The sequence below is a fragment of the Bradyrhizobium erythrophlei genome, assembly GCF_900142985.1.
In the GTDB taxonomy this organism is placed as follows: Bacteria; Pseudomonadota; Alphaproteobacteria; order Rhizobiales; family Xanthobacteraceae; genus Bradyrhizobium; species Bradyrhizobium erythrophlei_B.
Window position 1 is genome coordinate 4,595,442 of the sequence record NZ_LT670849.1, and the last position, 13,206, is coordinate 4,608,647.

The 13,206-nt window shown below is 56.4% G+C and carries 13 protein-coding genes and 1 pseudogene; 8 read left to right on the forward strand and 6 right to left on the reverse strand.

Translation table 11 applies throughout. The features are described from left to right. Positions 1-317: 317 nt before the first annotated feature. Positions 318-1,181: a hypothetical protein gene (locus tag BUA38_RS21630; protein WP_072826304.1), complete on the reverse strand. Its 864-nt coding sequence runs from the start codon at positions 1,179-1,181 to the stop codon at positions 318-320. 505 nt (positions 1,182-1,686) lie between these two features. Here BUA38_RS21630 and BUA38_RS21635 point away from each other — a divergent pair. After that, entirely contained in the window at positions 1,687-2,184 is a 498-nt protein-coding gene (locus tag BUA38_RS21635) for a hypothetical protein (RefSeq protein ID WP_156898627.1), read from the forward strand. 6 nt (positions 2,185-2,190) lie between these two features. Further along, the gene (locus BUA38_RS21640; RefSeq protein WP_072821051.1) at positions 2,191-3,288 is read left to right on the forward strand and encodes a YihY/virulence factor BrkB family protein; all 1,098 of its coding nucleotides are present in this window, start codon (positions 2,191-2,193) and stop codon (positions 3,286-3,288) included. Positions 3,289-3,574: 286 nt separating this feature from the next. On the opposite strand, the gene BUA38_RS21645 is transcribed toward BUA38_RS21640, so the two are convergent. Together BUA38_RS21645 and BUA38_RS21650 are read right to left on the reverse strand one after the other, a co-directional pair. Continuing rightward, positions 3,575-5,590 carry an ATP-binding protein gene (locus BUA38_RS21645; RefSeq protein ID WP_244553008.1) on the reverse strand — a complete coding sequence of 672 codons (2,016 nt, stop codon included), beginning with the start codon at positions 5,588-5,590 and terminating at the stop codon, positions 3,575-3,577. A gap of 4 nt (positions 5,591-5,594) precedes the next feature. After that, positions 5,595-7,106 (reverse strand): ATPase domain-containing protein, encoded by a 1,512-nt coding sequence (locus BUA38_RS21650; RefSeq protein WP_072821055.1) that lies wholly within the window; start codon positions 7,104-7,106, stop codon positions 5,595-5,597. Positions 7,107-7,346: 240 nt separating this feature from the next. On the opposite strand from BUA38_RS21650, the gene BUA38_RS21655 reads away from it, so the two are divergent. After that, on the forward strand, positions 7,347-8,069 hold the full coding sequence (locus BUA38_RS21655) for a hypothetical protein (protein ID WP_156898628.1): 723 nt from the start codon (positions 7,347-7,349) through the stop codon (positions 8,067-8,069). 67 nt (positions 8,070-8,136) lie between these two features. On the opposite strand, the gene BUA38_RS21660 is transcribed toward BUA38_RS21655, so the two are convergent. After that, on the reverse strand, positions 8,137-8,469 hold the full coding sequence (locus tag BUA38_RS21660; RefSeq protein ID WP_072821059.1) for a hypothetical protein: 333 nt from the start codon (positions 8,467-8,469) through the stop codon (positions 8,137-8,139). Between the two features lie 341 nt (positions 8,470-8,810). Between BUA38_RS21660 and BUA38_RS21665 the strand changes: the two genes are divergently transcribed. The 4 genes and pseudogenes from BUA38_RS21665 (at position 8,811) to BUA38_RS21675 (ending at position 10,453) form a co-directional block, all read left to right on the forward strand. Further along, the gene (locus BUA38_RS21665) at positions 8,811-9,221 is read left to right on the forward strand and encodes a PRC-barrel domain-containing protein (protein WP_244553009.1); all 411 of its coding nucleotides are present in this window, start codon (positions 8,811-8,813) and stop codon (positions 9,219-9,221) included. 574 nt (positions 9,222-9,795) lie between these two features. Then, positions 9,796-9,914 (forward strand): annotated as a pseudogene (locus BUA38_RS36875) (transglutaminase-like domain-containing protein); the annotation flags it as partial. Positions 9,915-9,992: 78 nt separating this feature from the next. Continuing rightward, positions 9,993-10,211 carry a hypothetical protein gene (locus tag BUA38_RS21670; RefSeq protein WP_244553010.1) on the forward strand — a complete coding sequence of 73 codons (219 nt, stop codon included), beginning with the start codon at positions 9,993-9,995 and terminating at the stop codon, positions 10,209-10,211. 68 nt (positions 10,212-10,279) lie between these two features. Next, positions 10,280-10,453, forward strand: coding sequence for a DUF3606 domain-containing protein (locus BUA38_RS21675; RefSeq protein WP_072821063.1), 174 nt, complete (start codon positions 10,280-10,282; stop codon positions 10,451-10,453). A 1,089-nt stretch (positions 10,454-11,542) separates the two neighbouring features. Here the strand turns inward: BUA38_RS21675 and BUA38_RS37620 are convergent. Continuing rightward, positions 11,543-11,719: a hypothetical protein gene (locus tag BUA38_RS37620; RefSeq protein WP_172806068.1), complete on the reverse strand. Its 177-nt coding sequence runs from the start codon at positions 11,717-11,719 to the stop codon at positions 11,543-11,545. A 269-nt stretch (positions 11,720-11,988) separates the two neighbouring features. On the opposite strand from BUA38_RS37620, the gene BUA38_RS36880 reads away from it, so the two are divergent. Then, positions 11,989-12,219 carry a DUF6894 family protein gene (locus tag BUA38_RS36880; protein WP_156898629.1) on the forward strand — a complete coding sequence of 77 codons (231 nt, stop codon included), beginning with the start codon at positions 11,989-11,991 and terminating at the stop codon, positions 12,217-12,219. A 401-nt stretch (positions 12,220-12,620) separates the two neighbouring features. On the opposite strand, the gene BUA38_RS36885 is transcribed toward BUA38_RS36880, so the two are convergent. Beyond that, on the reverse strand, positions 12,621-12,806 hold the full coding sequence (locus BUA38_RS36885) for a hypothetical protein (protein WP_156898630.1): 186 nt from the start codon (positions 12,804-12,806) through the stop codon (positions 12,621-12,623). Positions 12,807-13,206 lie beyond the last annotated feature (400 nt).

Below are 13,206 nucleotides of genomic sequence, written 5' to 3' on the forward strand. Positions count from 1 at the left end.
GTTGAACGCCGTCTAGCTTCGACCGAACACGGCCTCAGGAAGGCCAAGGTAACCTGATCGTCAATCATACCGATCAGTTTTCACCGCAGCTTGTTCCTATAAGTGGCCAGATTCGAAGGCCTATCGAAAGGTTGGGCGCCGCCAATTCTTCACTTTTCGTCTGGGCGATCGCCGGGACCGGCTTCAAAACGTATCCGTCGTACTCAACGATGCAGCGGCCTCAATGATGCAGCAGCATGATGAGAATGATCAGCGGGATCGGAATTCCGAGAAGCCAAAGTAGAATTGGCATGATGTCTTTCCTTTCGTTTTGTGGGTTAGGGATTAGTCACGGGGTTGCTATGGGCCTTTTTGCCCCACGTCCCATCGCGGAGGCCGCCGCCTTCGGTTGCCGCAAGTGCTGCACAGAAGGCGCCGATGAACAGTGATAGCGTCAGCCAAATCGCGGTCTGCATTGCCGCTTTGCGGGCCTTATCAAGGTCCGTCTTGACCTGATTCACGACGTCGTTGACCCGCTTCTCCGCATCTGCCTGGCTCAAGCCGGTGCGGGCTGAGACAACCTTGGCTGCGTAGGCGCGGTCGGCGGGATTGAGATCAGTGCCATCGTGAAAGCTTTTGGTGAATAGGCGGACCAATTCGAACCGGATGTCAGATGGATTTTGTTGGCCTTGAGCAGACGGATTGTCGGGGCGCAGTAAGCTGTCGACGTAGATGCTCATCGGTGAGGACTGTGAGGCGCTCGCCGCCGCTCCTTGTGTCGCACCGGCGATCGTTCCTCCTAATATCGAGCTTGCAGGCGACGCGAGAAGCACGGCACCGAGAACGGAGGCGGCAGCCCAAGCTAGAAAGCCGTGGGCTGTATCTCGGAAATGCACTTCTGTCGTTTGTACGCCAACCCATTTTGTTCGCAGTCGACCGGCAAGGTAACCTCCCAGGGCGGACGAGATCATCGCCATGACGATGAAATACAGCCCGGTACCAATCTGGAAGGTGGTAGCGGAAACCCCGGAATTTCCCCACGGCGAAACGACCGTGAAACCCATGCCCGCGCCGAAAGAAAGGAGTAAAAGCGTGAGGGCCAGCGAGGCCACGGCGCCCGCGAGTACGGCAGGCCAAGAAACTCCCGAGACCGTCGGCTCAACCTCGTTAACTTGAGGGTTTTGACGCAAAGCATTTTCCATGTGGTTCTCCAGGCGGCCAAGGATCGGACTGCCCAGCAAATGCTCAGATGGAACGAAGGTTCCTGTTGGGGCATCGAATGATTGAACGGCCGAACGACCGCAACGCAACAAGCTCTTTTAACCTCCGCCGGTAGAGTGCGCTTCTCGGGCACCTGTCGTGGGGCTTTCCGGCTAATTTCTTTCCCACCGTATCGTTCTCCAAACCGAACACCGATCTGGCGTCCAACACAGGCCACGCCGCCCGCTCAACTGCCATTAACGACTCCAGCGATGGGCCATCGGCGAGGTCTCAAGCAGGCGCGCCCAGGGGCCGGAGGAGTTTAAGTGCTCTAAGTCAGGTAGCGTTCCTAAACCACATAAAGAGCCTCTAACCGCTTTAGGCTGAGCAAGATGAGCTTGGCCGGGCGCAGTTTCGATGACTGAAAGTCGCCCGATCGGAGGAGCGTCCGCAGGAACGTCGGCCGAATTGTCCCGTTAAGCATCAGCCATCTAGGAGTAGGGTCTAATGTCCGAACTTGCAAAATCGCGCGCATCAGCGGGGGGATTGGTCCGCTCTTATGGGAATGACTTGCGCGGCTGGGCAGGTAGCATTGCAAACCGATACAGGAGCGCGGCAGTCGTTGTGGTGGGTAGTAGTCTAGCGCTGCTAATTGCGATAGGCTTCGGCATCGCCGCGGCTTTTCATTTTTTTGCATTGCGCTTCGGAGAAAACACAGCTTACGCCAGCGTAGGTGGGTTTTTTGCTGTCCTCGGAGTGATCGGCTTCATATCAGTTTTGATAATATTGAGGCGAACAAATCCACCGCTGCCGCGCCCGCAACGGCAATTCGAAGAGTTCAAGCGATCGATTGCTATACCCGTGACCCTGCGGACACTTGGCCGCGACGATCGCTTAGGTGCAATTGCAAAAGATCCGGTGGCCCAAATCATCATGACCGCATCGGCGGCTTTGGCACTCGGATGGATTGCCGCCGCGAGCCGAAGCGCAAAACGTCCAATGTGAGAGTCTATGCAGCCGGTGCACCGAAGAGAGCAAGTTTCCGGCGAGCATCCGAGGCTGTGGGCAGTCGGGCTTAGTTTGGCTCTGTTTGCGCTGGCCTATCGCGCTGAGACACGATTTACGGCTCCTGCTGAAAGTCGCGAATGCCGGCTGTTGGATCCGAGCCGTGGACGTCTTGTCGCATCTCCATCAGATATTCCCACACAGGGCTGGAAAGATATTCTCGTGCGCGTCTATGCGAACATCTCCAAACACCGGATCTTCGCGCTCGCAGCAGGCATCACATATTACAGCATCCTGGCGATTTTTCCGGCGATTGCGGCGTTGGTTGCGATGTATGGTGTGTTCGCTGATCCTTCGATGATTTCGCGCCATCTCGATCAACTCGGTGGATTTCTCCCGGGCGGAGCTATCGACGTGGCTCGCGAACAGCTCATGCGCGTAGCTTCGAAAGGACCTCAGGCGCTTGGCCTGACGTTTCTAGTCGGGTTGGCTGTCTCAATTTGGAGCTCGAATGCGGCAATGAAATCCCTCTTTGATACCCTAAACATCGTTCACGGCGAGGGCGAGAAACGTGGCCTAGTCAAGCTGAATGCGATCTCTCTTGGGTTCACCGTGGCAAGTATCATTTTCATTTTAGCCGCGCTCGGTGCGATTGTTGCAGTGCCTGTCATCCTAACTTACATCGGTCTCTCCGATACGAGCGAAGTGTTGCTACGTGTAGGGCGGTGGCCGGCGATGTATCTCACTCTCACTTTCGCACTGGCCGTTATCTATCGCTATGGACCCAGCCAAAAAACTCCTCGATGGAGGTGGATAACCGCGGGGAGCGCCATCGCTGCCCTGGTTTGGCTTGCCACCTCAGGACTTTTCTCTTGGTACGCCGCTAACTTCGGCAAATTCAATGAGACTTATGGCTCTCTCGGCGCCGCCGTGGGCTTCATGACTTGGCTCTGGATTTCCGCGATCGCTATTCTGCTCGGCGCCGAGATCGATGCCGAAATGGAGCGTCAGAGCACACGCGACGCCACGACCGGATTTTCAAAGCCGATGGGGGCGAGAGGAGCGCGGATGGCAGATAATGTAAGAGCGACACAAGGTGGATGAGAGATGGCTAACCTTCTGAAGCTGCCGACATGGGCAGATGACGACTAAGTCTTCGCGGTGGGCGAGTCGCCAAGCGGAAGTACTTGCAAACTGGACTTCGATCCCGATCTGCGCCTCTTCACCCTCGCCAAGCCTTTGATGGCCGGCCTTAGCTATCCGTTCGATTGGGGGATTTCGATCACGCTTGCTATCGAAGAGGTAGCAGAGTGAGTACTGCTGACCAATTGAGAACCAAACCTCGGGGCCGATGCGGATCCGTAAGCAGTTTACGAATCGCAAATTTTGCTTAGTGCGATCCAAGTACCAATCGCAGCTTTTCAGCCAATTCATCCCTACGGTAAGGCTTACTCAATACCGGCAGATTTTTTTCGTAGAATTCGCCATCCCCACCTTCGCCGACATAACCCGATGTCAACAAAACCTTCAGGTCCGGACGAAGGGCTCTTGCCTCAACCGCTAACTGAGCTCCGTTCATGCCTCCGGGCATTACAACGTCCGAAAACATGATGTCGATACGTTCGGTCCCGTGCAAATGATCCAGTGCCTGGCGCGCGTCTCTCGCCACTACCACTCTGTACTGCAACTCTTCCAGACTCTCGACCGCCATGTTAAGAACCTGCTCATCATCTTCGACGAGCAGTACTGTTTCCCCCGTTGCTGCCCGTCTCAACGGCAATTGGCCAGATGAATGCAAGTGCGATTCTGAGAGCCGCTCGTCGGAGCGAGGAAGGAACAGCTGGACGGTAGTACCCCGTCCTTTTTTTGATTTAATCGCAACGTAGCCACCCGCACTACGAATGAATCCGTAAACTTGAGCCAATCCCAATCCCGAGCCCTTTCCGACTTCCTTGGTCGTAAAAAAGGGCTCAAACACATGATCCAACGTGTTCTGATCAATTCCCGTGCCTTCGTCAGTAACGCTAATTTGCACATACGCGCCCGGACTCACCCCCTTTTCGGCTACTGCCTCGGACCCGCAATGAACATTCTTACTTGTGATCGAAATGGTGCCGCCTTGCGGCATTGCATCGCGTGAGTTGACGACAAGATTGAGAATTGCAGACTCAAGTTGCGCCGCATCGACTCGAATCGGATGAATGCCGGCGTCAAGGTCGAACCTGAGGGTAATTGAATCGCCGACCGCGCGTTCAGCCAGACCTTTGAAATCCAGCAACAGTCGGTTGGGATTCAATGTTTCGGGATGCAGCATCTGGCGGCGGGAATAGGCGAGTAATTGCTGGGTGAGCTGTTCGCCCCGACGGGCTGCGGTCATCGCCGCCTGCGCAAGACGAGCTACGCGCTCCGGCTGGTCAGGCCGACGGATAACCATATCAAGGCCACCGACGATTACCGTCAGGAGGTTGTTGAAGTCGTGAGCGACACCGCCAGTGAGTTGACCGATAGCCTCCATCCTTTGCGCCTTGTGAAGCGCAGCCTCGGTTTGCTTGCGATCCGTAATATCCATTAAGATTCCGGCCATACGGATCGGCCGTCGGCTGGCGTCGTAACCGACGCGGCCCTTGGCGGCGATCCATCGTGCCTTTCCATCCCGGCGGTTGACACGACACTCAATCTCGAAGCTACCGCTCTGAGCAGCTTTCTCGAGCGCTGTTTCGGCTGCCTGTCGATCTTCGTCGGCGATATGGGCTAAGAACTGGCGAGTACTCCAGGAAGGTAGGAGGTCCTTGTATCCGAATATCTGATCGTGCCTTAAGGTCCGACGGGCGGAGTCGTGAACCAAATCGAAATCCCACGATCCCATCTCCGCAGAATCCAATGCAAACGCCAGGGTGTCGCGGGCTTCATTCAACTCGCTAGTGCGCTGTTCGACACGCTGTTCAAGTGTGTCATTGAGCGCTCGCAGCTCAACCGCGGTACGCTTTTGCTCTTCCAACAAGGATTCGACCTGATACTGACGCTTGCGAGCTCGCAATACTGATCTTGCCGCGCTTGCGAGCGTTTCCGCATTGATAGGCCGCTCCAACAGAACCACGTTTCCGAGTCGTCGAAGCAAATCCGAGGAACCAGCAGAGCGATGGCCTACCTGTTTTGTCGCAAGAGCAATGATCGGCAAATCGGACCACGGCGGTTGACGAGCAAACCAGTCAAGTAGGGCATCGAGTCCAGTCCCGGTGAGCGACTCTTCGGTTACAATTAGTCCCCCGGACGCCTTCTGAATGTTGTCGTGAAGACTCACTAAGCTGTCGCATATCACCGATGAAATGGCGCTTCGTTCGAGGGCTTGGCGGATCACTTCCGCATCCCTTCCTCGCGGTGCAAGAATCAGGAGAGCTTCACGCACGATGTTATTCCGCCGGCCGTGCGTTCGGTGATGGCACCAGCAGATTCGCATCGCCCTTGTAAGATGGCAGACCTGACAAAACACCATCGAAGTCGCGTAGTGGCTCTCCGACTTCAAGCCCATTGTCGCCGAGGTTGAATTCCCGAATCGAACGCTCGTGGTAGCTCGTTCGGCTTTTGACCACGGAGATGGCGGCCCGAACTGTGGCTTTTGCTTCGAAAAAACGAAAAAGCAAAATAGTGTCGCTCAGGTAGCTTAGGTCGATATCCGTTCGCATGTCGCCGACCAACCCGTGCTGGCCGAGTATCAACATGGTAGTGATGCCCGACTGATTGAGGTAGTTGAGCAGTTCGTGCATTTGCAACAGTAGATAATGCTCACCTGGCATGGCTTGCAGATAGGCATTGAGACTATCGATACAGACGTACGATGAGCCGCCTTGTTCTACTGCGACTCTTGCTCGACTGGTAAACTCACCCGGCGAAAGCTCAGCTGGGTCGATTTGCTGAATATCAAGGTCACCGTGCTCAATATAGGGAGTCAGGTCCATCCCCAGAGCCTTGCTTCGCAGCAAGAGAGTTGAAATTCCTTCGTCGAACCAAAAGTAGGTTGCCTTGGCGCCACGATCCAAGGCTGTCCGAATACAGAAGATTGCCGTCGTGGTCTTGCCTACACCGGACGGGCCGATCAAGAGTGTGTTGGTCCCTGGCGTCAAACCTCCGCCAAGTAGCTGATCGAGCCCCTTGTTGCCCGTGGTCATTGCCTGCGGTGAGAACTCGGCGCCGTGTTCGGACGCTACCAGCCGTGGAAATACCGAGAGACCGCCGCGGTCGAGAATAAAGTCGTGATAGCCCCCGCGGAACTTGATGCCTCTCATTTTAACGACGCGGAGCCGTCGACGCTCTGCGCCGAAATCTCGGGCGGCCTGTTCAAGCGAGATCACACCATGAGCAATACTGTGGAGTTGAAGATCGTTGGGATCCGATGTTCGGTCGTCCAACATCAGAACAGTGCAATCGCGGCTTGCGAAGAATTGCTTTAAAGCTAAAATCTGGCGCCGGTAACGCAGGGGGTTTTGTGCCAGAAGCCTCATCTCCGACAGGCTATCAAACACAATACGGGAGGGGCGGAGCTCCTCAACGCGCTTCATCACTTCGCGGGTCGTTTCGCCCAATTCGACCTCCGATGGGTGCAAAATGGTTTGCTCCCGCTCCGGATCGAGGTCGCCCTGGTTGACAAGTTCAAAGAGCGACAGGGGCTCAAGCGACCAGCCGTGGGTTGCTGCGACCGCGGTAAGTTCCTCCGCGGTTTCCGAGAGTGTAATGTAGAGCCCGGTTTCGCCCCGTCGAATACCTTCCAGCAGAAACTGCAGGGAGAGCGTGGTCTTGCCGGTGCCGGGAGTTCCTTCGACCAAGTAGACACGATGCTTAGTAAGGCCGCCGCCAAGAATGTCGTCCAACCCGCTAATTCCAGTTGAAGCGCGCGTGGTTTCCTCAGTTGAAGTTTTCACTGCCAGCCGTCCACCTTTCCTCGGTCGTTCTTAACTTTCGACCTTCAGAGTGGGTTCCAATGACCGCGTCGCTGCCAGGCGTCCGTTTGGCTTAGGGCAGACGGTCGCTGATAAGCCCGAAGGTGCAACCAGTAAGTCATTGATTGTTCTTAACCGTCGCTATCTCTTAATTGCTGGTTTCTTAATTTGGAACCGTTTGCGCGTGCTATCCGTTTCGGTGTCGGATCTCGGCCAAAGGGGATGAGCTTGCACAAGGTCAAATACCGCCTGAACGACCCGCGGTTGGCACCACGCCGGACGAAGTTGGAAATTCCTGGGTGGTCGGGAAGCCGTGATCCTCGGACGGACGGATCGCATGAGCAGGTGTGGCACTGCGTGCCGTTTTCCGAAGGCGCGCAATATGGCATCGAGCTTTTCTATCCCTACGGCAGCGAGCTTCACGTGACAACCAAGGATGGCCGATTGCTGCTCGAGGGAGATTGGGGCGAACGGCCCGAGAGTGGCATACAGTGGCCGCCCTTTCGGAATTTCGGGGCGGGCTTCTATACCTATCAACTTCTTCTCGACCTCAAGGTCGAGAACGGCCTCGCCATACGCACCGAGCCGCATCCCCGGTTCTATACGGATCGCAGCGACACCGTCCCAATCGCGGTGCCCGCTCTGGTTCGCAACTGGTGGCCGATGCTGTTTTTTTGCGTCTTCAAGGCACCGGGGGAGGGGCGTACGCACATTTTTCGTTCCGGTGAGCCATTCGCGCAGATCATCGTGATTCCCGAGGAAGCTTCGTTCGAGCTAGAGCCAATGAGCGAAAACGAGGCGGCGGAACGCGAACTACAGTCGCGCCGCATCCATGCGAACCGTCCGAAGCTCGCGGCGGGGACCGAATGGACGTCTTCGACTGATACAGTGTTCGACGGTACCTATCGGCATCTGCATCGCGCAGCCAAAGAGAAGATGCGGCCGGGCTAAAATCTTCCCAGGTGCCGACGGCAAGGGTCCCGACGCGAAAGCATCGGGACCTTTTCTCAATCACACGTCAGTAACGGTTGTGATGATGGTGATGGTGGTGGTGATGGTGCCGATGTCGTCCGATCACGACCACGGGCCCGCGGCGCCAATGACTGTGATGATGGTGATGGTGATGATGATGATATTGAGCGAGCTGGACGTTGGCTTCCTCAGAAGTGGGCGCACGCTCATCGACGACCTTGAGGACTTCTGCGGCATTCGGAATCGGTTGCAGCAGGTCGGCGTAGGAGTTGGCTTGCAGGGGGTCTATAGGCAATGGGGATGCCGGCGCGGCCTGTGCGGTGGTCAGCGTACTGAGCGCCGCCACCGCTCCCAAAAGCCCGGCTATCTTCTTTTCCATGTATTTCGCTCCAAAATGTCTCTGCCCGCGAGCGCAACGCATCCACCCGACGAATGTTCCGATTTGAGGGAGCCAGTCACCTTCTTACGGGGAAAACCTTATCTGCAGCTCGGCTTCCGATAATCAGTTTTGCATCATCACCCAACGCGGAATCGACCTCAGCATTGTTGGACGGTACGCCCGGCCCGACGGGGATAAACCGCCGCTTAGTTCTGCTTCGACGGAGACGAGGATCTTGCGGGGGATTCACGCTTGCGGCTGGATTTTTCAACCCGAGCCACGGCGAGCAGGGTTGATGCATCGGGAACAAACGGCAATAGCCTCACGTTGAAGGGCGGGGCTTGCGTGAGGAGGAATACATGAAGAGGCTTCTTGTCGGCTGCGCCTTAGCCGGCGTGCTTGTTACCAGCGCTTACGCCGCGACAACGGTCATGACGGCGGCCCCCAGCGAAAGCTGGACCGTGACCAACTACTATAAGCAGGCCGTCTACGATCCCAAGGAAAACAAGATTGGCGATGTCGATGATGTTTTGGTCGACAAGTCCGGCAAGGTTACTGGCCTCGTCATCGGGGTCGGAGGCTTTCTTGGCGCCGGGGAGAAGGACGTCATCGTCCCGTTCGGGTCTGTAAAAACCGCGAAGCGAAACGACAAATGGTGGTTGACCTTGGACGAGACCAAGGATGGATTGAAAAACGCGCCGGGCTTTAAATACGATAAGGCGAGCACGACCTGGGTCCCCGAAAAGAAGTGATTGATCTAGCCCGAAGCCCCGATTCGTCGGGGCTTCGGCATTTCGAGCGCCAAGCGACTACGACACGTTTCGTACGGCATTTTGTCGTGGCGTAAAGTGTTATTACTCCGGGCGCAGCCCTATGGCTGAACATCGGGCGACCACGACGGGCATTTCATTCGGGTCGTTGACATCTTCTGCGATAAGGACGAAGCGCCAAAGAACGCGCCAAACAACTGGTTGACGGTCACGACGTTGAGCTTTGGCAGTTCGAGCGCAAAGTCGCGAGGTTCAAGCACAAGCCGTAACGACAGGGCGGAAGGTCGAACAGCTTGCTCATGCGAACAAGTCCGCTCTCGCCTGCGTGAACCCGGTGAACGTGCCTGACTCGTGGTGCAGGATTCAGCCGTCGCAACGTTCTGAATGATCCGCGGTATGGTCACCGACGGTCACGGATTTGAGCCGCTGCGTTTCAGTGTCTTCCTGTCCGCGCCGGTCGAGGTCGTCACAATTTTTCGCCAAGAAGAGAGAGCGGATGCTGCCGCGTTATTTTCTCGGCTTCAGAATTGGCGGGAGAAGGTGTCGAGTTCGATGGGTGTGTCGCGACTTCGCACATCTTGCGATTACGTTGTGCCGATGTCTGAACATCCGGCAAGATATTGCACGGGTTACCTCGGCGATATCGGAGTTCCGCGCGATCCCGCCCCAATGGATTTAAAGGACGACTAGAATACCCTGCAAGGACCCCACCGGAGTTGCTGCCTTACAACGAAGGGCAAAGACCTCGTCTATATGGGCAAGGTCGGAACCGGCTGGTCCCGGACTATCTCAAGCCAAATAAGGAAACAGATCGACACGGTGGTGAGCCCTAAGTCACAGCTCACCAAGCCGATCAAAAAACCCAAAGCAACGTGGGTCGAGCCGAAGTTCTTTGCTGAACTTGAGTATCGCGACATCACCTCGGAAGGCCTATTGCGCGCGAGTGCATTCAAGGGGCTGATTAGGACTTAACATTTGTTGTAACTCGCCCGTTTTGGAACTGTGGTAGCGCGATAACGTTCTCCGCAGACGGAGGACACGTGCACAACCTACATAACAAGAGCCAACCCGATCGCTCGAAGATCAATATGCAAGAGGACTTCGAGGTCAAATACTGGACCCGTCAGCTCGGCGTCTCAAAGGCGCAGCTGCAGGCAGCGGTCGACAAGGTCGGCAACGCCGCGGCTGCGGTTCGCAAAGAGTTGGCGACATGACGCATTTTCGTAAGAGAGTCCATCACGAACTGATTTTCAATGAGCGTCTTGCAGACCATGCACCCAAAGCGAAGGCAAGCAGAGCTCTTGCCGGAAGGGAAAGCGCGCGACGCTCTGCTGGAAAAGGCGCGGCAATTCGAATCGCAGATTTCTTTTAACGACGAGCTATTCGAAGAAAGTCGGGGCTGACTCACTTGTATGAGAATCACTTCGTGTATCCGGCAGCAGCCGGTGTCGTCGTTCATGAAGATGGCTGGAGATGGGGCCCGCGTGACAAATATACGTTCCGCGAACACGAAGGCCGGGGAGATTGGCGCGGAAATACCTGGACAACCTGGTAAGTTAAGGAGGCCGCCAATGAGGCGAGCTCTTGCTGGGGCTGAGATTTCATCCCGAACAAATTTAATCGGCCATTGGGGTCGCGCTAATGCGGCCCCTTTCGATTTTTGAGAGTTACTTTCCGCATGACGACTTGCATGCGTTGCTTCGGATGCCGCTGGGTTTGCGAGGCCCTTCCTCATATGGCGTGGGAGGGCGACTACGCTTGTGGCTGCGGCGCGCCAGGCATGCCTTGCCCAACGAGAGCGACGACCTCGAGCCACCGAAGATGTCGCCAGGCTTTGGCGAGGATGACGGCGGCTAATCTGTGCGGGCCGTTTGAGCACCTGCACCGGCGCCAGCCAGAAGGGACGACACCGCCGCTGGGGTCTGGCTAAGCACTTTGCCCATTGCCGCCAGGTACTCTCGATAGTCGGGCGTGTTAGATCGCCGGTTCAGAGAGCAAACTTAGGCCCGCGTTTGCAAGGGGCCGACCAAAACCTCGCGGCGGGCCTACCACAGTAGATCAACATAGTTTTTAAACCTTTCGGCCTGGGGTAGTTTGAAATTATTCCGCAGCAACACTGCATTTCCTACAATGAAAGTCGGGCCCCTTGCGAGTTTTCACGACCTTGAATCCACGCGGCACGGATTCGACCGATGGCCACTTCCTGTCTTGTCGTTGAACCAGGCTGGCCATCCCGGTCCTACCGCATTTCGGGCAGCGTAACTTTTCATACCAATCATCGATCATTGACCCGGTAGCCGTCATTAAATCGAACTCTTATCTGGATCATCCAAGCCCAGTTCTTTTGTTCGCTTCGCCGCCAGCTGTCGATAAGCCGCCGCCTGTTTTTCAAATTGCTTTTTGACCCCTGCATCTTGTTCTTCAGCCGCAAGTCGCTCGAATTGGATCGCGTGCTCCAGATACTCGGCAATCATTTTCACAACTCACGCCCCTCCCATCCCATGTCGCCACCGTCCGAACTATTGACTAATTGGCGTGGCCAATTCTTCGGTGTTTTGATGCCCAGCGAAAAGCCCGGCACGCGGGCCGGGCTGATCGCCAGTATTCATTCAAGATTGAATGCACGAAAGCGGAATTCATAATCGTGGTCGGTGCACTTTTGGACACTTTCGGATCCGATCCAGACGCCGCGGCGGGAACGGTTTGCGGCTTTCGGGCCTCTATTTGCGACAGCAAAACGGAGGCTGCCATGCCATTGTTCCATTTTAACTCTCTCACCGGTGACATGTTTTTACCAGACCCGGAGGGTGAAGACCTTCCTAACGTTGCCTTGGCGCGCGAGGTGGCCGAGCAATCCGCCCGGGAGGCGCTTATCGAGGCGGTCAAGACCGGCGACATTGCCCCCGATTGCATTCAGGTTACGAATAGCGAGGGGCACGAGGTGGCGACCGTCTTCCTCGAAGACCTACTGCGCGGTTGATGCTCGCAGGCCTGATAAGGTCGAAGTCGTGCTTACAAGTGTTATCGCGGTTCGCGCGGCGAAGGCGGCTTGAAGGTTCAGCCGGCGAAATGGCGTGCGACGCCGAACAATGCACTGGTGGCCAGCACCATCGTCAGCATCGCTCCGACGACGTTTCGAGTAAGCCGCTCACGAGTCATATGCCGCATGGAAACCTCCAGACGCATGGGAGGTAAACCGGCGGAGGACAGACGGTTCCCCCGCGGAGATGGGCGAACCTCGTCGGGGACGGGCTCAACGAAAAGGCCCCCGCCTTATGGGCGGGGCCAGACTCGTTATTTCACGTCGATGTTGGGGTCAACGCGTAGGCATTGTGCCCCGGTTCTATGACAAGGCCGCAAGGCCCCGCAGGCGGCCCTCCTTCATTTAGCGAGCGCCGGAGACTGTCCCGGCGTCAGTCCGCGCTGTTTGACGAGCGGATCGTTGGTGTCACGCGGCGTTATCCAGTGATCGACCACATAGAGCGATCCGAAATAAACTAGGAAGCCAGCGGTCGCAGCGACGATGACGGCCCCGATCAATTGCCTTGTTGAAAGCTCCCCAGACATATGACAGAGCCTATCGGTTCCAGTGTTTAACACAAGGAGAAGGCCGCCTCAGTGGGCGGGCTCACGCTGCCTTCAGGGTGGACCAGTTGGCGGCCTCACCGGACTGATTTGTGAAAGCGGGCCGGAGGCGCGGTTTGGGGTGAATCAATGAATGAGCCCCTACGGCCACGAGGATAGCCGCGGCGACGATTATCGCCAAGACGATAGCCAGCTCCTTGTTGGACCCGAACACGTTGCGCAGACCTCAGGAAGTGAACCTCTAGTCCTCGTCGGAATGTCGCTCGATCAGTCCAACCCGCCGCTCGTGATTCCGGACTTCCAGCTTGAGTGTCGGCAAGCGTCATGGCGTGCGCGATAGCCTCGATGTCGCTCTTCGCGATGAACGCCTGTGACGGACTGC